The organism is Streptomyces sp. NPDC048504, assembly GCF_043200035.1.
In the GTDB taxonomy this organism is placed as follows: domain Bacteria; phylum Actinomycetota; class Actinomycetes; order Streptomycetales; family Streptomycetaceae; genus Streptomyces.
This window is the reverse complement of sequence record NZ_JBICXA010000003.1, coordinates 665,292-686,009: the sequence shown is the minus strand read 5'-3', so window position 1 is coordinate 686,009 and position 20,718 is coordinate 665,292. Positions and strand designations below refer to the sequence as shown.

Genomic DNA, 20,718 nt, shown 5'->3' with positions numbered 1-20,718 from the left:
GGTTACATTCCGAACCCGGAAGCTAAGCCTTACAGCGCCGATGGTACTGCAGGGGGGACCCTGTGGGAGAGTAGGACGCCGCCGAACAAATATTGAAAGGGTTGGATCCTGAACTTCGGTTCGGGGTCCAACCCTTTTTTGTTGTGCGTCACTTGAAGTTCACGTTGCGCAATCACCATCCGAGCATGGGTACTGCTGCAATGCTCAGGGCCGCAGGCGTCGGACTCGGTGACGAGGTCGTCGTGCCGGCGTTCGGGAACGTGGAAGTCGCCGAGGCCGTCACCCTCGCGGGTGGGCTGCCGGTGTTCGCCGACATAGATCCGGTGACCTACTGCCTGGATGCGTCCGCTGTCGAAGCGGCCGTAACTCCGCGTACGGCAGCGATAGTTGTCGTACATCGATTCGGTCGGTCCGCTGATGTCGGGCGGTTGCTCGGGGTCGGGCAGCGGCATGGGCTGCTGGTGTTGCAGCAGGGGGAGTCCGAGGCGCCGTACGACGAAGTCGCTCAGCGGCGGGAGCGGGCCTCCTATCTGGATGCGAAGTTGCGTGGGGTGCGGACGCCCGATGGTGGGGACGGACACACCTACCAGCAGTACGTCGTGCGCGTGCCGGGGAACGGGCGGCCGGATCGTGACGCCTTCGCTCGGGCCGTGCGCGGTAGGGGAGTTGAGTGCCGGGTACCGGTGAAGACTCCTGTGCATCGGCTGCCGGAGTTCCGGCGGTGTGTGGCTCTGCCGGAGACCGAGCGGGCCGCGAACGAGACGCTGGCGCTGCCGGTGGACGCCTCGTTGACCAAGCGGGAGATGCAGCGGATCGTTTCTGCGTGCAACGCGCTCGGGGGACTGTTGCAGCCCGCTTTCTGATCGAGTCGGGGTCCGGCGGCGGTGGTTGGGGGCACGGGCCTGTTCGGGGTATGATTCTTTTCGTTGCCGCGAGGAAAACCTCGCGGAAGCGACAGGCCCTCTTAGCTCAGTCGGTAGAGCGTCTCCATGGTAAGGAGAAGGTCAACGGTTCGATTCCGTTAGAGGGCTCCAGACATCAGAAGGCCCCGCCCAATTGGGCGGGGCCTTCTGCGTGTTCGGGGTCGGTCAGTCCTTCTGAAGGCCCGGGACGCGCATCGCCAGGATGGCCATGTCGTCGGAGGGGGCGTCCGACGCGAAGCGTTCGACCGCGCGCATCACGCGGGCCGCTACGGCTCCCGCCGTGAGGCCCGTGCAGGTCGTGAGGACGTCGGTGAGGCCGTCGTCGCCGAGCATGCGGGTGCCCTCGCGGCGTTCCGTGACGCCGTCCGTGACGCACAGGAGGACGTCTCCGGGATCGAGGGTGACCGTCTGCTCGTAGAGCTCCAGGTCGTCCATGACGCCGAGGAGGGGCTGGGGTTCGGCGGCCGGTTCGACCGTGCCGTCCTGGCGTAGGCGGAGCGGGAGGGGGTGGCCGGCGCAGACCACCTTCAGTTCGGCGCTGCCGTCCTCCTGGGGCCACAACTCGCCGTAGAGGAGCGTCAGGAAGCGGCTGCGGGCTCCCTCGTCGAGGATCGCGGAGTTGAGGCGCTCCAGGACCGCGGGGCCGCCGAAGCCCTCCCTGGCGAGCAGGCGGAGGGCGTGGCGGGCCAGGCCGGTGACCGCCGCCGCCTCGGGGCCGGTGCCGCAGACGTCGCCGATGGCGAAGCCGTAGACGCCGTCTCGGATGGGGAAGAGGTCGTAGAAGTCGCCGCCTACTTCGTTGCCCTCGCCGGCCGCGCGGTAGATGACCTCGACCTCGACGCCCTCGATGTGCGGGAGGTCGGGGGGCAGGAGGCTGCGCTGGAGGGACTGGCTGATGGCCGTGCGCTCCGAGTACAGGCGGGCGTTGTCGAGGGCGAGGGCGGCCCGTCGGCTCAAGTCCTCGGCCAGTTCCAGGATTTCCTGGCGGAAGTGTTCGTCGGTGGGCTTGCCGAGGGTCAGCATGCCGATGACGCGGTTGCGGGCGACGAGGGGGAGAACGACCGTCTCGCCGCCGACTGCCGAAGCCGTGGCGAGAGTTGGGCCGATGCCCGAGCTGACGCGGCGGGTGGGTTCGCCGAGGCCGAGGCTGCGCATGGAGGTGCGCAGGGCGGCCTGGTGGGCGGCCTCGGCGGGGGCGGCCCAGACGCGGGCGCCAGGGGTGGGGACCGGGTCCGGAGGGGCGATCTTCGAGAGCAACGACTTGATGCCGTCGATGAGTTCCTCGTCCTCGTGGAGGACGTACGAGAGGTACGGGTCCGAGGCCTGGTCGGCGATCGTGTAGACCGCGCACCAGGTCGCGAGGGTCGGGACCGTCATCTGGGCCATCAGGGCCAGGGTCTGGTCGCGGTCCAGGGTGCCCGCGAGGAGGTCGGAGGCCTCGACCAGGAAGCTGAGGGAGCCGCGGCGCAGGCGTTCCAGTTCGCCCAGGCGGGCCGATTCGACCGCCAACGCGATGCGGTCCGCGGCGAATTGGAGGCGTAGCGCTTCTTCGTTCGAGTACTTGTTGGGGCCTTCGGCGGCCACTCCCAGGGAGCCGGTGAGGCGGCCCTCCACCTTCAGGGGGACCGTCACGACCGAGCGCATTCCGGTGCCGCTGAGGAGCGGTACGGCGCCCGGGACGGCCTGGAGGTCCTCGTGGACGGCCGGCATGCGGGCGGAGCCGTAGCGTCCGGGACCCGCCTCGACGGGCACGCGCGCGAAGCGCTGGCGGGCGGAGGGCAGGCCGGTGGAGGCGCGGACCTCCAACTCCGTTTCGTCGTCGGTCGCGAGGAGGAGGAAGGCGGAGTCGCCGTCGAGCATGTCGCGGGCGCGCTCGACCGTGCGCTGGAGGAGGCCGTCGAGGTCGTCCGGCGCGGGGGAGCCGATGAACACCTCGAAGGGGTCGGTGTTCTGACCGTCCGGAGTGGACGCCGCGTCGGGGGCGGGGCCGCGCAACGGGGTCTGCAGAACCGCGCGTTCGTGGTCCCTCACCAGGAGGCACACGGTTGACGGCTCGCCGTCCGTGTCGCGGACGCGGAGGTGGGAGGCGTAGACCGGGGTCACCCGGCCGTTGGCGCCGCGGATGCCGTAGGTGCCCTCCCAGCGGGAGAGGCGGAGGGCCTCGGCGATGCCGGTGCTGGTGCCCGGGGTGTGCGGCCAGGCGGCGAGGTCGGTGAGGGGCTTGCCGGTGACCTGCTCGGCGGCGTAGCCGAAGAGTTCCTCGGCGTCCTCGTTCCAGGACGCGATGGAGCCCGTACGGTCGATCTGGACGACCGCGACGCGGACCCTGCCGTCGGCGAGCGGGAGCAGGGCGGCCGGCAGGGACGGGCCGGCCGCGCGGGTGCCCACCGGGCGGGCGGGGAGGTCGAGTTGGAACCAGACCAGCTTCTTCGTGGGCGTGTAGTCGACGCCCCAGCGGCTGGCCAGGGCCGCGCACAGCTGGAGGCCGCGGCCGCCCTCGCGGTCGGGGCTGCTCATGCTGATCGCGGCCCCCTGGAGGGGGATCTCGCGCTCCGGGTAGTGATCGGCGACCTCGATTCTCACGCCGTCGTCACTCCGTAGGCACAGAACATCCGCGGCCGTGCCCGCGTGGACCACGGCGTTGGTCACCAGCTCGCTGGTGAGGACCACGGCGTCGTCGATGATGTCGGCGAAGCCCCAGCCCTGCAGGGTGTCGCGGACGAAGGACCGCGCGGTGGCGACCGATCGTCCGACGGGCTCGAAGCTGGCGGCCGCGCGCGCGGTGATCACAGAACTCCTCGGCCTGTTGTCGGCGGGCAGGTCACCATGGCCGATCGGCGCCTGCCGGGGCACCGGCTGGTTTCCGGTCGGCGGGGGATCCTGGGGCGTTCCCCCAGGATGCAGTCCGGTGGTCATGGTGCGGTGCCCCTCCGATGCCTGCCCGCTCGTGCTCGTGCCACCGCCCAGGCCGGACGGGACCGGCGCGGCTGGACAGCCGCATGCAAGGTTACTTACCTTCACCGTCCATGCGGATGCCGGTCCGCAGTGTTTCCGTCCTCAGGGTGTGCGGACCGTGTGCGAAGCTGCCGAACTGTTATGGCCTGGTTCAGGCAGGGTGAAACACTGGGCAGGATTCTGGTGAAGGTCCGGGCAGGCCGGGTGTCTTCTGCAGATGGAGGACACCACACCTTGTTGAAGCCAGGTAAACCGGGCAGAGATACGCGGCGGAACCTGATACGCCGAGCAGTTGCACACCGGCACAGCGGTAACGGTCGACCCCTGCGGGAGGGACACAGTGGAGTCTGGCGCAGCGACGCGGGGCACTAAGACGCGCGCGAAAGGCGGACAGTCCCTGAAGAACCAGCGCAAACCGCGCAATGGGACCACGGAGGTGGACGCGGCCTCCTTGGACCGGCTGCTGACGGCTCTGGTCTCCATGCGGGACGGGAACTTCCGCAAGCGGCTCACGGTGTCCGGCGACGGCGTGATGTCGGAGATCGCCGCCGTGTTCAACGAGGTGGCCGACCGCAATCTGCACCTTACGGGCGAGCTGTCCCGGGTGCGGCGCATGGTGGGCCGTGAGGGAAAGCTCACGGAGCGGCTGGAGACGGGCGCCTGCGAGGGTTCCTGGGCCTCGGCCATCGATGCCTCCAACGCGCTCGTGGACGACCTCGTACGGCCCGTCTCCGAGGTCGGACGGGTGCTGTCCGCGGTGGCCGAGGGTGATCTGTCGCCGCGCATGGAGCTGCGGACGCAGGCGCCGGACGGGACCGGGCATCCGCTCCGCGGGGAGTTCCTGAAGGTCGGGCGGACCGTCAACAACCTGGTCGACCAGCTGTCGACGTTCACCGACGAGGTCACGCGTGTGGCCAGCGAGGTGGGCACCGAGGGCAAGCTGGGCGGGCAGGCACGCGTGCGTGGCATGTCCGGCTCGTGGAAGGACCTCACGGAGTCGGTCAACACGATGGCGTACCGGCTGACGGCCCAGGTGCGGGACATCGCGCTGGTGACCACGGCGGTCGCCAAGGGTGACCTGTCACGGAAGGTCACGGTCCATGTCGCCGGCGAGATGCTGGAGCTCAAGAACACCGTCAACACGATGGTGGACCAGCTGTCGTCGTTCTCCTCCGAGGTGACGCGAGTCGCCCGTGAGGTGGGCACCGAGGGCGAGCTGGGCGGCCAGGCGCAGGTGCCGGGTGTGGCCGGGGTGTGGAAGGACCTCACCGACTCGGTGAACATCATGGCCGGCAACCTCACGGCCCAGGTGCGCGGGATCGCGCAGGTGACGACGGCGGTCGCCAACGGTGACCTGTCGCAGAAGGTGACCGTGTCGGCGCGGGGCGAGGTCGCCCAGCTCGCCGAGACGATCAACCAGATGACCGAGACGCTGCGTACGTTCGCGGACGAGGTCACGCGCGTGGCCAACGAGGTCGGTGCCGAGGGGCAGCTCGGCGGGCAGGCGAACGTGCCGGGTGCGGCGGGAACGTGGAAGGACCTCACCGATTCGGTGAACACGGTCTTCCGGAACCTGACGATCCAGGTGCGGGACATCGCCGCCGTGACGACCGCCGTGGCGAGCGGTGACCTGTCCCAGAAGGTCACCGTGAACGTGGCCGGCGAGATGCTGGAACTGAAGAACACCGTCAACGGGATGGTGGACCAGCTGTCCTCGTTCGGTGCCGAGGTCACGCGCGTGGCGCGCGAGATCGGTGTCGAGGGCGAACTGGGCGGCCAGGCACAGGTGCCGGGCGCTGCCGGGACGTGGAAGGACCTGACGGACTCCGTCAACACGGCGTTCCGCAACCTCACCGGACAGGTGAGGAACATCGCGCAGGTGACGACGGCCGTGGCCAACGGTGACCTGTCGCAGAAGGTCACCGTCGACGTGTCCGGCGAGATGCTTCAGTTGAAGAACACCGTCAACACGATGGTGGACCAGCTGTCGTCGTTCGCCGACCAGGTGACCCGGATGGCGCGTGACGTGGGCACCGAGGGCCGGCTCGGCGGCCAGGCGCGCGTGGACGGCGTCTCGGGCACCTGGAAGGAACTCACCGACTCCGTCAACTCGATGGCCGGGAACCTGACCTCCCAGGTGCGCAACATCGCCCAGGTGACCACGGCGGTGGCCCAGGGCGACCTGTCCCAGAAGATCGACGTGGACGCGCGCGGCGAGATCCTGGAGCTGAAGAACACCATCAACACGATGGTCGACCAGCTGTCGGCCTTCGCCGACCAGGTGACCCGGGTCGCCCGCGAGGTGGGCACGGAAGGCCGCCTGGGCGGGCAGGCGCAGGTGCCCGGCGTCGCCGGTGTGTGGCGCGACCTGACCGACTCGGTGAACGGCATGGCCGGCAACCTCACCGCCCAGGTCCGCAACATCGCGCAGGTCGCGACCGCGGTGGCCCGGGGTGACCTGTCCCAGAAGATCACCGTGGACGCGCGCGGGGAGATCCTGGAGCTGAAGAACACCCTGAACACGATGGTCGACCAGCTGTCCTCGTTCGCGGAGGAGGTCACGCGCGTGGCCCGCGAGGTGGGCACCGAGGGGCAGTTGGGCGGTCAGGCCGAGGTGCAGGGTGTCTCCGGCACCTGGAAGGACCTCACGCAGTCGGTGAACTTCATGGCGAACAACCTGACCATCCAGGTGCGCCAGATCGCCGAGGTCACGACCGCCGTCGCCAAGGGCGACCTCTCCAAGAAGATCACCGTCGACGCCAAGGGCGAGATCCTCGAACTCGTCACGACCGTCAACACCATGGTCGATCAGCTGTCGTCGTTCGCCGAGCAGGTGACCCGGGTGGCCCGCGAGGTGGGCACCGAGGGCATCCTGGGCGGCCAGGCGCACGTGCCGGGTGTCACGGGCATCTGGAAGGACCTCAGCGGCAACGTCAACCTGATGGCCAACAACCTGACCATGCAGGTGCGGAACATCTCCCAGGTCGCGGCGGCCGTCGCCAACGGCGACCTGACGCGGACGGTGACGATCGAGGCGCGCGGCGAGGTCGCGCAGCTCGCCGACACCTTCAACACCATGGTGAAGACGCTGAGTTCGTTCGCCGACCAGGTCACCAAGGTGGCCCGCGAGGTGGGCACGGACGGCATCCTCGGCGGTCAGGCGCGCGTGCCCGGTGTGGCCGGCACGTGGAAGGACCTCACCGAGTCCGTGAACGGGATGGCGTCCAACCTGACCGGTCAGGTGCGCAACATCGCGATGGTCACCACGGCCATCGCCAAGGGCGACCTGACCAAGAAGATCGACATCGACGCCCGCGGCGAGATCCTCGAACTGAAGACGACGATCAACACGATGGTCGATCAGCTGTCGTCGTTCGCCGAGGAGGTCACCCGGGTCGCCCGCGAGGTGGGCACCGAGGGCCAGCTGGGCGGTCAGGCACGCGTGCGTGACGTCGACGGCACCTGGCGCGACCTCACCGAGTCGGTGAACGAGATGGCCGGGAACCTGACCCGGCAGGTGCGTGCCATCGCGCGCGTGGCGACCGCGGTGACCCGCGGCGACCTGAACCTGAAGATCGACGTCGACGCGGCGGGCGAGATCCAGGAACTGCAGGACTACATCAACAAGATGATCGCCAACCTGCGCGACACCACGATCGCCAACAAGGAGCAGGACTGGCTCAAGGGCAACCTCGCCCGCATCTCCGCGCTGATGCAGGGCCGCCGCGACCTGGACGACGTCGCCTCGCTGATCATGAGCGAGCTGACGCCGGTGGTCTCCGCGCAGCACGGCGCGTTCTTCCTCGCGCTGCCCCTGGCGGACGCCGAGGGCGAGGACGCGTACGAACTGCGCATGCTCGGGTCGTACGGCTACTCCATGGGTTCCATGCCGACCTCGTTCAGGCCCGGTGAGGCGCTGATCGGGACGGCCGCCCAGGAGCGGCGCACGATCCTCGTGGAGAACGCGCCCAGCGGCTATCTGAAGATCTCCTCGGGGCTCGGGGAGGCGCCGCCCGCGCAGGTGATCGTGCTGCCGGTGCTGTTCGAGGGGAAGGTGCTCGGCATCATCGAGCTGGCCTCCTTCACGCCCTTCACGCACATCCAGAAGGACTTCCTCAACCAGATCGCCGAGATGATCGCGACCAGCGTCAACACCATCTCCGTCAACACCAAGACGGAGGTGCTGCTGAAGCAGTCGCAGGAGCTGACCGAGCAACTCCGGGAGCGGTCGGCCGAGTTGGAGAACCGGCAGAAGGCACTCCAGTCGTCCAACGCCGAACTGGAGGAGAAGGCCGAGCTGCTGGCCCAGCAGAACCGCGACATCGAGGTCAAGAACACCGAGATCGAGGAGGCGCGGCAGGTCCTGGAGGAGCGCGCCGAGCAGCTCGCGGTGTCGATGCGCTACAAGAGCGAGTTCCTCGCGAACATGTCGCACGAACTGCGCACACCGCTCAACTCGCTGCTGATCCTGGCCAAGCTGCTCGCCGACAACGCGGAGGGGAACCTCTCCCCGAAGCAGGTCGAGTTCGCCGAGACGATCCATGGCGCGGGGTCCGACCTGCTCCAGCTGATCAACGACATCCTGGACCTGTCGAAGGTCGAGGCGGGCAAGATGGACGTCTCCCCGACGCGGATCGCGCTCGTCCAACTCGTCGACTACGTAGAGGCCACTTTCCGCCCGCTGACCGCGGAGAAGGGCCTCGACCTCTCCGTGCGGGTGTCGCCGGAACTGCCCGCCACGCTGCACACCGACGAACAGCGCCTCCTCCAGGTGCTGCGCAACCTGCTGTCCAACGCGGTGAAGTTCACCGACTCCGGGGCGGTCGAGCTGGTCATCCGGCCGGCCGGCGCGGATGTGCCGGTGGCGATCCGGGAGCAGCTCCTGGAAGCCGGTTCACTGCGGGACGCGGACGCGGGCCTGATCGCGTTCTCGGTGACCGACACCGGGATCGGAATCGCCGGGAGCAAGATGCGGGTCATCTTCGAGGCGTTCAAGCAGGCCGACGGTACGACCAGTCGCAAGTACGGCGGCACGGGCCTCGGGTTGTCGATCTCCCGGGAGATCGCGCAGCTGCTCGGCGGTGAGATCCACGCGCAGAGCGAACCGGGACGCGGCTCGACGTTCACGCTGTATTTGCCGCTGCACCCGAGCGAACTGCCCCCGCAGGGCTACCAGCAGCTGCCCGCGCTGGAGGCGGGCGACCTGGTGGCGTCGGCGGCGGAACTCGCCGAGCTCTCGGAGCGGAGCGAGGTGGACTTCGAGACGCCGGCCGAGGTGAAGTCGTACCACGAGACGCAGAACGGTGCCGCCGCGCTCTTCAGGCGCCGTCGCAGGGCCGTCGAGCAGTCCACCCAGCTGGGGCAGACCGTACGGGACCAGTGGGCGGCTCCGGAGTCGCCGCCGCCGTCGCGCCGGGGCATCCGGTTCGGCGGGGAGAAGGTGCTGATCGTCGACGACGACATCCGCAACGTGTTCGCGCTGACCAGCGTCCTGGAGCAGCACGGTCTGTCCGTGCTGTACGCGGAGAACGGCCGTGAGGGCATCGAAGTCCTGGAGCAGCACGACGATGTGACGGTCGTTCTGATGGACATCATGATGCCCGAGATGGACGGATACGCGACGACGACCGCGATCCGCAGGATGCCCCAGTTCGCCGGGCTGCCGATCATCGCGCTGACCGCGAAGGCGATGAAGGGCGACCGGGAGAAGGCGATCGAGTCCGGAGCCTCGGACTACGTCACCAAGCCGGTCGATCCCGATCACCTGCTGGCGGTGATGGAGCAGTGGATGCGCGCGGAGTGAAGGAAACGACCGGACTTGACGGGAAAGCAGTGGGAACGGTGCGGGGAACGTCCGGTGGCCACGCGGAGTTGCTGACTCAGTGTGCCCGGAGCCGTGTAGAAGCACGGGATTCGGGGAACCTTCTGGTCTCCCGCTGCGTTTCTGCTACGTGCACAGTGACATCACGGTGACAGGGTGTGGCGACAGGCGGGGTGCGGCTACCATGACCGGCACAAGGACGGACGGCGCAAGAGAGTCGTCCCCTGGGGCGGCGCCCGGTGCACATCCGGGGCGAGGAGGGCGGGCCATGGTGCAGAAGGCCAAGATCCTCCTGGTCGATGACCGGCCGGAGAATCTGCTGGCGCTGGAGGCCATCCTCTCTGCGCTCGATCAGACACTGGTTCGGGCATCGTCCGGGGAGGAAGCGCTCAAGGCACTGCTGACGGACGACTTCGCGGTCATTCTGCTGGACGTCCAGATGCCGGGCATGGACGGTTTCGAGACCGCCGCGCACATCAAGCGACGGGAGCGGACCCGGGACATCCCGATCATCTTCCTCACCGCGATCAACCACGGCCCGCACCACACCTTCCGGGGTTACGCGGCGGGCGCGGTCGACTACATCTCCAAGCCGTTCGACCCGTGGGTGCTGCGCGCGAAGGTCTCGGTCTTCGTCGAGCTCTACATGAAGAACTGCCAGTTGCGGGAGCAGGCGGCGCTGCTGCGGCTCCAGTTGGAGGGCGGCGGCAAGCCCGCGGCCGGTGCGGCGAAGGAACCGGCCGGACTGCTCGCCGAGCTGTCGGCGCGGCTCGCGGCCGTGGAGGAACAGGCCGAGGCGCTGTCGAAGCAGCTCGACGACGAGTCGGCGGACGCGGCGGCCGTAGCGACCGCGGCTCATCTCGAACGCAAACTCACCGGGCTGCGCAGGGCACTCGACGCCCTGGAGCCGGGCACGGGCAGCGGAGCGCCTTCGGTCCCGTCGCAGAACTGACGTCCGCCGCGGGCGCAGTTGTGCGTGAGCGGGCGTCAGTTCCCGGTCTCGTACGGGCGACACGAACGGGTGAAGCAGTGGGCACACGTGTCCGCTGCCGTCTCCACAGGTAACCTCACACCTATGGCCTCACGTCCCTCCGCAGCCAAGAAGCAGCCCGCCAAGAGGGCTGCTCCGGCGAAGGCTCCGGCGAAGAAGGCCGCTGCGAAAAGGGCCCCCGCGAAGAAGGCGGCCGTCAAGAAGACCGCCCGCCCGGCGCCCAAGCCGGCGCCCAGCCCCACCGGGGGCATCGTCAAGCTCGTGCGCGCCGTCTGGCTCGGTACCGCGCACGCCGTCGGCGCGGTGTTCCGCGGGATAGGGCAGGGCGCGAAGAACTTGGACCCGGCCCACCGCAAGGACGGCGTCGCGCTGCTGCTGTTCGGCCTCGCGCTGATCGTCGCCGCAGGCACCTGGGCCGATCTGCGCGGCCCGGTCGGCGACCTCGTCGAGATCCTGGTGACCGGCGCCTTCGGCCGGCTCGACCTGCTCGTGCCGATACTGCTCGCGGTGATCGCCGTGCGCTTCATCCGGCACCCCGAGAAGCCCGAGGCCAACGGCCGCATCGTGATCGGCCTGTCCGCGCTCGTCATCGGCGTGCTCGGCCAGGTCCACATCGCCTGCGGCGCGCCCGCGCGCAGCGACGGCATGCAGGCCATAAGAGACGCAGGCGGCCTCATCGGCTGGGCCGCGGCCACCCCGCTGACGTACACGATGGGCGAGGTCCTCGCCGTACCCCTGCTCGTGCTGCTCACGGTCTTCGGGCTGCTGGTCGTCACGGCCACACCCGTCAACGCCATCCCGCAGCGCCTGCGGCTGCTCGGCGTGAAGCTGGGCATCGTCCACGACTACGACGACGAGGACGAGTTCGTCGGCGAGGACGACGAGCGCTACGACGAGCAGTGGCGCGAGGCGCTGCCCGCCCGCCCCCGTAAGCGCGGGAGCGCCCCCGAGGCGTACGACCCCAACAGCGCCGAGCAGGACGCCCTCTCCAAGCGCCGGAGCCGCCCCAGGCGCTCCGCCGTGCCCCAGCCCGACATGAACCGCCCCATGGACGCCGTGGACGTCGCAGCGGCCGCCGCAGCCGCGCTCGACGGGGCCGTCCTGCACGGCATGCCGCCCTCGCCGATCGTCGCCGACCTCACCCAGGGTGTACGGGTCGGGGGAGACCGCGAGGACACCACCCCGACGCCCGTCCCGGCCCCCGCCGCGCGCCCCAAGCAGGAGAAGCTCAAGGCCGATCCGGTCGAGCGTGTCGTGGCGGACCTGACCAAGGCGCCCCCGGAGGAGATGCGCGACCTGCCGCCGCGGGCCGAGCAGCTCCAGCTGTCCGGCGACATCACGTACGCGCTGCCCTCGCTCGACCTCCTCACGCGCGGGGGCCCCGGCAAGGCGCGCAGCGCCGCGAACGACGCCGTGGTCGCCTCACTGACGAACGTCTTCTCCGAGTTCAAGGTCGACGCCGCCGTCACCGGCTTCACGCGCGGGCCCACGGTCACGCGCTACGAGGTGGAGCTCGGCCCCGCCGTCAAGGTCGAGCGGATCACCGCCCTCACCAAGAACATCGCCTACGCCGTCGCCAGCCCCGACGTGCGGATCATCAGCCCGATCCCCGGCAAGTCGGCGGTCGGCATCGAGATCCCGAACACGGACCGCGAGATGGTCAACGTCGGCGACGTCCTGCGCCTCGCGGACGCGGCCGAGGACGATCACCCGATGCTCGTGGCGCTCGGCAAGGACGTCGAGGGCGGTTACGTCATGGCCAACATGGCGAAGATGCCGCACATCCTGGTCGCCGGTGCCACCGGCTCGGGCAAGTCGTCCTGCATCAACTGCCTGATCACGTCGATCATGTGCCGTGCGACCCCCGAGGACGTCCGTATGGTCCTCGTCGACCCCAAGCGCGTCGAACTGACCGCCTACGAAGGCATCCCGCACCTGATCACGCCCATCATCACCAACCCGAAGAGGGCCGCCGAGGCGCTCCAGTGGGTCGTACGCGAGATGGACCTCAGGTATGACGACCTCGCGGCCTTCGGGTACCGGCACATCGACGACTTCAACCAGGCCATCCGCGACGGCAAACTGAAGACTCCGGAGGGCAGCGAGCGGGAGCTCAAGACCTATCCGTACCTCCTGGTGATCGTCGACGAGCTCGCCGACCTGATGATGGTCGCGCCGCGGGACGTCGAGGACTCGATCGTGCGCATCACACAGCTCGCGCGTGCGGCCGGCATCCACCTGGTGCTCGCGACGCAGCGGCCGTCCGTCGATGTCGTCACCGGTCTGATCAAGGCGAACGTGCCCTCCAGGCTGGCGTTCGCCACCTCGTCCCTCGCCGACTCACGGGTCATCCTCGACCAGCCCGGCGCCGAGAAGCTCATCGGCAAGGGTGACGGGCTGTACCTGCCGATGGGTCAGAACAAGCCCACCCGTATGCAGGGCGCGTTCGTCACCGAGGACGAGATCCACGCCGTCGTGCAGCACTGCAAGGACCAGATGACCCCGGTCTTCCGGGAGGACGTCACCGTGGGCACCAAGCAGAAGAAGGAGGTCGACGAGGAGATCGGCGACGACCTCGACCTGCTGTGCCAGGCGGCCGAGCTGGTCGTGTCCACGCAGTTCGGGTCCACCTCGATGCTCCAGCGCAAACTGCGCGTCGGCTTCGCCAAGGCCGGGCGGCTCATGGACCTCATGGAGTCCCGGGGCATCGTCGGACCCAGCGAGGGATCCAAGGCGCGTGACGTTCTTGTGAAGGCTGACGAACTGGATGGCGTGCTCGCGGTGATCCGCGGGGAGTCTGAAGGGTAGGCGTCAACCGAAAGGTCCGCCGAAAGGATGCGACCGTGACTCACCCGTTAGAGATCGTCGGGCAACCGTTTCCCTTTGCCGTACGTCAAGTTGAGCGAGAAGACAGATCGGGCTCCCACCATGGGGTCCGTGTCTGGCTCGCCATCGGGCTGTCCGGCCATACCGATGGCGTACAAAGTCCTACCGCCCGGTTGCCCCACCCTTCAGTACCCCCCCTAGACTGAATTTCCAGCACAGGCGGCTACACGCTCGAAAGGCGCCCCCGTGTCCATCGGCAACTCCCCTGAAGACGAGCGTCCGTTCGAAGACGGTCGTTCCTCAGACGGTCATGAGGAAGAAGCCCGCCCTTCCGTCGGCCGAGCCCTGCAGCAGGCGCGCATCGCCGCCGGGCTGACCGTCGACGACGTCAGCAGTGCCACCCGGGTCCGTATCGCCATCGTGCACGCCATCGAGGCCGACGACTTCACGCCCTGCGGCGGTGACGTCTACGCCCGCGGGCACATCAGGACCCTCGCCAGGGCCGTCCACATCGATCCCGCCCCCCTCCTCGCGCGCTACGACGACGATCACGGCGGACGTCCGGCCCCGACGCCGGCGGCGCCCCTCTTCGAGGCGGAACGTATCCGTCCCGAGCGGCGGGGCCCCAACTGGACCGCGGCCATGGTCGCCGCCATCGTCGCCGTGGTCGGCTTCGTCGGGTTCACGGCGTTCAAGGGCGGCGACAGCGACACTGACGCCGCGTCACAGGTCACCCAGGGGGCCACGCCCAGCGCCAGCAAGCCCGCCGCGCCCAAGCCCTCGAACACCACCGCCACGCCCAAGTCCGACCCCTCCGACAGTGCGATCGCCGCCGCGCCGCAGGACAAGGTGACGGTCCAGGTGAGCGCGGTCGACGGCCGCAGCTGGATCTCCGCCAAGGACCACAACGGCCGGATGCTCTTCGACGGACTCCTCAAGAAGGGCGAGTCCAAGACCTTCCAGGACAGCTCGAAGGTCAACCTGATCCTCGGCGACGCCGGTGCGATCCAGCTCTACGTCAACGGCAAGAAGATCGAGGACGACTTCCAGCCCGGGGCGGTGGAGCGCCTCACGTACACGAAGGGCGACCCCGAGGTCGGTTGAGGCTCCGAGGCCGCTGATCGGTCCCGCGGGGTGGTTGTTTCAAGGGGTTGGCCAAGATCGGCCAACCCCTTCGACGTGGGGTGTCAGTGGGACGAAGTAGTCTTGAGCCCATGCCTGAACGCCGTACCGTCGCACTCGTCACTCTTGGCTGCGCCCGTAACGAGGTGGACTCGGAGGAGCTCGCAGGCCGCTTGGAGGCGGACGGCTGGCAACTCGTGGAGGACGCCGAGGACGCGGACGTCGCTGTCGTCAACACCTGTGGCTTCGTCGAGGCCGCCAAGAAGGACTCAGTCGACGCCCTCCTCGAAGCCAATGACCTGAAGGGTCACGGCAGAACGCAGGCCGTCGTCGCGGTGGGCTGCATGGCCGAGCGGTACGGCAAGGAGCTCGCCGAAGCGCTGCCCGAGGCCGACGGGGTGCTCGGCTTCGACGACTACTCCGACATCTCCGACCGCCTGCAGACCATCCTGAACGGCGGCATCCACGCCTCGCACACCCCGCGCGACCGGCGCAAGCTGCTGCCGATCAGCCCCGCCGAGCGGCAGGAGTCCGCCGCCGACGTCGCGCTCCCCGGCCACGGCCCGGTCGACCTCCCGGACGGCCTCGCGCCCGCCTCGGGCCCCCGCGCGCCCCTGCGCCGCCGCCTGGACGGCTCCCCGGTCGCCTCGGTGAAGCTCGCCTCCGGCTGCGACCGCCGCTGCTCCTTCTGCGCCATCCCGTCCTTCCGCGGCTCCTTCATCTCCCGCCGCCCGAGCGACGTGCTGAACGAGACGCGCTGGCTGGCCGAGCAGGGCGTCAAGGAGATCATGCTGGTCTCCGAGAACAACACGTCCTACGGCAAGGACCTGGGCGACATCCGTCTCCTGGAGACGCTGCTGCCCGAGCTGGCGGACATCGACGGTCTGGAGCGGGTGCGGGTCAGCTACCTCCAGCCCGCCGAGATGCGCCCCGGGCTCATCGACGTGCTCACCTCGACTCCGAAGATCGCGCCCTACTTCGACCTTTCCTTCCAGCACTCCGCGCCCGACGTGCTGCGCTCCATGCGCCGCTTCGGCGACACGGACCGCTTCCTCGAACTGCTCGACACCATCCGCTCCAAGGCCCCGCAGGCCGGCGTGCGCTCGAACTTCATCGTCGGCTTCCCCGGCGAGACCGAGGCCGACCTGGCCGAGTTGGAGCGCTTCCTGAACGGCGCGCGCCTGGACGCCATCGGTGTCTTCGGCTACTCCGACGAGGAGGGCACGGAGGCGGCGACGTACGACAAGAAGCTCGACCAGGACGTCGTGGACGCGCGGCTCGCGCACATCTCCCGGCTCGCCGAGGAACTCGTCTCGCAGCGCGCCGAGGAGCGCGTCGGCGAGACCGTGCACGTGCTGGTGGAGTCGGTGGACTCCGAGGACGGCGCCTACGGCCGCGGCGAGCACCAGGCGCCGGAGACGGACGGCCAGGTGCTCCTCACGAGCGGCGAAGGCCTGAGCGTCGGCCGTATGGTCGAGGCGAAGGTGGTCGGTACGGAGGGTGTCGACCTGGTGGCCGAGCCGCTCCTGGGCTCGCTCGCGTGTAGTGAGGAGGCGGGCAGATGACCGGAGTCCCGGCATCGGCGGCGGGCGACACCTCCAGCGCGAACGGCGCGCCCGCGAGCGCGGGTTCCGGTGCGGCCTCCGGTGGCGCCCCTTCCGGCGCGATGTCGGGCAACGTCTCCGGCGGTGTCTCGTCCGGTGGAGCCTCGGCCGGCGGTGCCTCGTCCGGTTTGCCCGGTGGTCCGAGGCCGGCGCGCGGTGCGAAGGTCGTCGCCGCGGCCGTCAACCAGGCGAGCGTCTGGAACATCGCCAACTTCCTGACCATGCTCCGGCTGCTGCTCGTCCCCGGCTTCGTCGCCCTGATGCTGGCCGACGGCGGGTACGACCCGGCGATGCGCTCGTTCGCCTGGGCGGCGTTCGCCATCGCCATGATCACCGACCTGTTCGACGGCCACCTGGCGCGGACGTACGACCTCGTCACCGACTTCGGGAAGATCGCCGACCCCATCGCCGACAAGGCGATCATGGGCGCGGCGCTGATCTGTCTGTCCTCGCTCGGCGATCTGCCGTGGTGGGTGACCGTCGTCATCCTCGGCCGGGAACTCGGGATCACGCTGCTGCGTTTTCTTGTCATCCGGTACGGCGTCATTCCCGCGTCGCGCGGCGGCAAGCTGAAGACGCTTATCCAGGGTGTGGCCGTAGGAATGTATGTGCTGGCGCTGACGGGCTGGCTGGCCACTCTGCGGTTCTGGGTGATGGCGGCGGCGGTCGTTCTGACCGTGCTGACCGGGCTGGACTATGTGAGACAGGCCATTGTGCTGCGCAGGCAGGGAATCGCCGAGCGCATGGCCGCGTCGGAGGAGACGGAAGCGTGAGTTCCACGGCCACTGAAGTGGTGCGACTACTGACGGTGAGCGGTACGACGCTCGCTGTCGCCGAGTCGCTCACCGGTGGCCTGGTTGCGGCGGAGATCACATCGGTGCCCGGAGCCTCGAAGGCTTTCCGTGGTTCGGTCACCGCCTACGCCACCGAGCTGAAGCACCAGCTGCTCGGTGTCGACGCCGCCCTGCTGGCCGAGCGGGGAGCCGTGGACGCGCAGGTCGCGGCCCAGATGGCGGCCGGCGTGCGGAAGGCCCTGGGCGCCGACTGGGGCATCGCGACCACCGGCGTGGCGGGCCCGGAGTCGCAGGACGCACAGCCCGTGGGCACCGTCTTCGTGGCCGTGGACGGCCCCTTCGGACCGGATTCGGATGCCGCCGGTGGCGGGAAAGTGGCCGCGCTGCGGTTGAACGGCGGCCGGGCGGAAATTCGTAGAGAGAGTGTACGGAGCGTACTCGCGCTGCTTCTGGAGCGGCTCGTGAGCGAACAGACCGGGAATGAGCGGACACAGGATACGGAACAGAACGGGGGGTTTTGATGTTTGCAGCCCTGAGTGAACACGACATCGCTCCCCGCACGGCCGCGGCGCAAGGCGGTACGGTGGGGCGAGAAGGATGCGGCTACGCGGTCCGAGGAGGGAGCCACCGATGATTCTGCTCCGTCGCCTGTTGGGCGATGTGCTGCGTCGGCAGCGCCAGCGCCAGGGCCGTACTCTGCGCGAAGTCTCCTCGTCCGCCCGAGTCTCACTCGGCTATCTCTCCGAGGTGGAGCGGGGGCAGAAAGAGGCTTCCTCTGAACTGCTGTCCGCCATCTGCGACGCGTTGGACGTACGGATGTCCGAACTCATGCGGGAAGTGAGCGACGAGCTCGCTCTCGCCGAGCTGGCCCAGTCTGCTGCGGCCACCGGTTCTGTGCCCACGTCGGTACGTCCGATGCTGGGTTCCGTGTCGGTGACCGGTGTGCCACCGGAACGGGTGACCATCAAGGCCCCCGCCGAGGCGGTGGACGTGGTCGCCGCGTGACGCTCAGGCGCACGCTGACGTGACGCTGATGTAGACCGATGAGGCGCTGACCGACCTCAACGATGTGTGCGAGCCCCGGCCGGGGCTTCTCCAGGGAGATCTGGAGGGGCGCGGTCGGGGCTTTCGCGTTGTCGCCGGGGGCCCTGCGCGGCTGGGGCGGTCCGTTTGCCGGTGCGGGCCGGGGCGGTCATGGTTGAGGCGAGTGGTGCGTCCGTGTGCCGTCGATGCGCCCTTCTTGCCGGTGACCTTGACGTTCTAGCGTCGGGCTGGAGGTGGGGCCATGGCGGGGCGAATAGCACGCTGGGGGCTCGCGCTCGGGCTCTGCGCCGTGTGGTGGTGGGCCGTGCTGCGGCTCGCGCTGACGCCGCACGCGGGGGCGCTGGAGGGGGCCGTAGCCGCCGGGGGGTGGGGGCTGAGTCTGCTTCCGGTGCACTGCATGCCGAAGGCGCGGGCAGCGGGGGCTGTGGCGGCGGGGCGGTGGAGGGCGGCCTGGCGGGTGTCCGTTGCGCCCGTTGCTGGGGTATCGCCGGATCTTGGCGTGACGGTCGCTGGGGTGCCGGCTGACCCCGGTGCGACGGAGGCTGGGGTGTGGCCGGCGGATGGGTCGTTGCCGGGCACTGGACCGTCGCCGGGCGGCTGTCCGTCGTCGGCCACCGAAGCATCGCCGGGCGTCGAGTCGGTGCCGGTTACCAAGGCATCGCCACGCCGCCGTTCGGGCGGAGGATCTGGCCCGTCGTGAACGACGACGCGTCCGACGCCAGATGCAGCACGGCGTGGGCGATGTCCAGCGGCTCACCTACCCGGCCCAGCGGCGACAGTCGGACCATCAGCGCCTCGGTACGAGCCTGTGCCTCGGCCTCGTGGTGGTCCGTCATGGGCGTGCGCACCCAGCCCGGCGCGACCGCGTTGACGCGGATGCCGTGCCGGCCCAGCTCCGTCGCCAGCGTCTTCGTCAGCTGGACGACGGCCGCCTTGGTCACGCTGTAGCAGAGCAGTCCGGCTCCTCCGGTGTCGATCGCGCCGGACGCCATGGTGACGATGCTGCCCCTGGTGCCGCGGTCGAGCATCAGCCGGGCCGCCTCCTGGCAGGCGTACAGGACGCCCTTGAAGTTGACGTTCAGCACGCGGTCGAGATCCTCGTCCCGGGTCTCCAGCACCGGGCTGCTGTGCATGATCCCGGCGACCGCGGCCATCACGTGCAGGTCCTCGCAGGAGTCCACGGCCTGCTTCAGTTGCGCGCGGTCGGTGACGTCGAGGTGGTGGGTGCGGGCGGTGCCGCCCTTGTCCTTGATCAGGGTCGTCGTCTCGTGCAGGCCCTGCGCGTCGCGGTCGGCGCAGTGCACGGTGGCGCCCGCCTCGGCGAGCAGCACGGCGGAGGCGCGGCCGATACCGCTGGCTGCGCCGGTGACGAAAGCGGTGCGTCCTGTGAGGTCGTACGCCTTGACGGGCATGAACCGACGGTACGAGGGTTTCTGACGGGTCGTCAATTATTCGTACGGTGCTGAGTTCCGCGGGGTGGGGTGGTACCCGGCGCCGGTCCGATCTGGCAGGTCGGGCACCAGTAGGTGGGGCGGTCGCGGGAGCTGTCGCCCTGGTTGGCCGTGCGGATGGGGGTGTTGCAGCGGAGACAGGGGCGGGGGGCGCGGCCGTAGACGAAGAGGTCTGGGGTGTGGGGGCCGGCGGGGCGGGTGCCTGGAGTGGGGTGGGCTCGGGTGCCGGGGCCTGTGGGGCGGGTTGGGATTGGGGAGTTGTTCGTGAGGGTGCTTGTGGTGTTGCGGATGGGGCGGTCGCGGTTGGCTTCCAGGAGGCGCTTGGCGACGGCGGGCAGCTTCGCGGCGCGGTCGGCGGGGAGTGCGCCGATGGGGAGCCAGGGGGTGGCGCCCAGGAGGAAGCAGAGTTCGCTCTTGTAGATGTTGCCGATGCCGGCCAGGTTGCGCTGGTCGAGCAGGGCCTCGCCGAGGGGGCGGGCGGGGTCCGCGAGGAGGTTGGCGAGGGCCAGCTCCGGGTTCCAGTCGGGACCCAGGAGGTCGGGGCCGAGGTGGCCCACGGCTCGGGGTTCTTCGGTTGTGCGGAGGAGTTCCAGTACGGGGAGGCGGTAACCGACGGCCGTACGGTCGGCGGTGCCGAGGATCACGCGGATCTGGTGGGCCGGGCCGCCGCCGCTCCAGCGCTGGCCGTGGGCGTAGACCCTCCAGGTGCCGTCCATCCGCAGGTGCGAGTGGAGGGTGAGGCCGCCTTCGATCCGGGTCAGCAGGTGTTTGCCCCGGGGGGTGACGTCCAGGACGGTGCGGCCGGTGAGGTCTGCCGTGGCGTACTTGGGCACCCTGAGGTCGCTACGGGTCAGCACCTTGCCCGCGAGGGCCGTGTGGAGGCGCTTCGCGGTCTGCCAGACGGTGTCGCCTTCAGGCATGGGTCAAGGGTGGCATGGGGTGGGAGGGGGTGTGGGGTGGGTTGGGGTGAGGGGCCGCGCGGGATGGGAAGAGGCGCGGGGAGTAGGGCGGCGTGGGGCGAGGGGAGCCCGGGGTCTGGGGCGGGTCGGGGTGAGGGGCGTGGAGTGTGAGGCGGTGCGTGCTGAGAGGGGCACGGGCTGAGAGGAGCCCCGGGTAGGGGGCGGCGCTGGGCGAGAGGGGGTGTGGGGTGAGGGCGGGCTTGGGGTAGGAGTGACATGGGGCGAGGG

12 protein-coding genes, 1 tRNA gene and 1 rRNA gene are annotated in these 20,718 nt (G+C 69.5%); 11 read left to right on the top strand and 3 right to left on the bottom strand.

All coding sequences use genetic code 11. From position 1 onward, the window contains the following. The 3 genes from rrf to ACGFY9_RS10855 all read left to right on the top strand — a co-directional run. Positions 1 to 87 (top strand): 5S ribosomal RNA (gene rrf, locus ACGFY9_RS10865); the annotation flags it as partial. 113 nt (positions 88 to 200) lie between these two features. Beyond that, positions 201 to 863 carry a DegT/DnrJ/EryC1/StrS family aminotransferase gene (locus ACGFY9_RS10860; RefSeq protein WP_393753392.1) on the top strand — a complete coding sequence of 221 codons (663 nt, stop codon included), beginning with the start codon at positions 201 to 203 and terminating at the stop codon, positions 861 to 863. A gap of 95 nt (positions 864 to 958) precedes the next feature. Next, positions 959 to 1,034: transfer RNA gene (locus ACGFY9_RS10855), tRNA-Thr, on the top strand. A 54-nt stretch (positions 1,035 to 1,088) separates the two neighbouring features. Here the strand turns inward: ACGFY9_RS10855 and ACGFY9_RS10850 are convergent. Continuing rightward, entirely contained in the window at positions 1,089 to 3,839 is a 2,751-nt protein-coding gene (locus tag ACGFY9_RS10850; protein WP_393753363.1) for a SpoIIE family protein phosphatase, read from the bottom strand. Between the two features lie 379 nt (positions 3,840 to 4,218). On the opposite strand from ACGFY9_RS10850, the gene ACGFY9_RS10845 reads away from it, so the two are divergent. From ACGFY9_RS10845 to ACGFY9_RS10810, 8 genes are all read left to right on the top strand, one after another. Further along, positions 4,219 to 9,681, top strand: a complete 5,463-nt coding sequence (locus ACGFY9_RS10845; RefSeq protein WP_393753362.1) for a HAMP domain-containing protein — start codon at positions 4,219 to 4,221, stop codon at positions 9,679 to 9,681. A 286-nt stretch (positions 9,682 to 9,967) separates the two neighbouring features. Further along, the gene (locus ACGFY9_RS10840; protein WP_033287121.1) at positions 9,968 to 10,651 is read left to right on the top strand and encodes a two-component system response regulator; all 684 of its coding nucleotides are present in this window, start codon (positions 9,968 to 9,970) and stop codon (positions 10,649 to 10,651) included. Between the two features lie 123 nt (positions 10,652 to 10,774). Beyond that, a complete protein-coding gene (locus ACGFY9_RS10835; protein WP_393753361.1) occupies positions 10,775 to 13,498 on the top strand; it encodes a DNA translocase FtsK in 2,724 nt (907 codons plus the stop codon). Positions 13,499 to 13,762: 264 nt separating this feature from the next. Further along, positions 13,763 to 14,620, top strand: a complete 858-nt coding sequence (locus ACGFY9_RS10830; protein WP_393753360.1) for a helix-turn-helix domain-containing protein — start codon at positions 13,763 to 13,765, stop codon at positions 14,618 to 14,620. Positions 14,621 to 14,730: 110 nt separating this feature from the next. Continuing rightward, complete coding sequence (gene rimO, locus ACGFY9_RS10825; RefSeq protein WP_393753359.1) at positions 14,731 to 16,203, top strand: 30S ribosomal protein S12 methylthiotransferase RimO; 1,473 nt, start codon at positions 14,731 to 14,733, stop codon at positions 16,201 to 16,203. Then, the gene (gene pgsA, locus ACGFY9_RS10820; protein WP_393753358.1) at positions 16,200 to 17,015 is read left to right on the top strand and encodes a CDP-diacylglycerol--glycerol-3-phosphate 3-phosphatidyltransferase; all 816 of its coding nucleotides are present in this window, start codon (positions 16,200 to 16,202) and stop codon (positions 17,013 to 17,015) included. Before rimO ends, pgsA begins: the two co-directional genes overlap by 4 nt. Continuing rightward, positions 17,012 to 17,557, top strand: coding sequence for a CinA family protein (locus ACGFY9_RS10815; protein WP_393753357.1), 546 nt, complete (start codon positions 17,012 to 17,014; stop codon positions 17,555 to 17,557). The genes pgsA and ACGFY9_RS10815 overlap by 4 nt, the downstream gene beginning before the upstream one ends. A 109-nt stretch (positions 17,558 to 17,666) precedes the next feature. Next, positions 17,667 to 18,041, top strand: a complete 375-nt coding sequence (locus ACGFY9_RS10810) for a helix-turn-helix domain-containing protein (protein WP_019060943.1) — start codon at positions 17,667 to 17,669, stop codon at positions 18,039 to 18,041. Positions 18,042 to 18,727: 686 nt separating this feature from the next. Here ACGFY9_RS10810 and ACGFY9_RS10805 read toward each other — a convergent pair. After that, positions 18,728 to 19,492: an SDR family NAD(P)-dependent oxidoreductase gene (locus tag ACGFY9_RS10805; RefSeq protein WP_393753356.1), complete on the bottom strand. Its 765-nt coding sequence runs from the start codon at positions 19,490 to 19,492 to the stop codon at positions 18,728 to 18,730. 32 nt (positions 19,493 to 19,524) lie between these two features. Beyond that, entirely contained in the window at positions 19,525 to 20,451 is a 927-nt protein-coding gene (locus ACGFY9_RS10800) for an Fpg/Nei family DNA glycosylase (RefSeq protein WP_393753355.1), read from the bottom strand. Positions 20,452 to 20,718 lie beyond the last annotated feature (267 nt).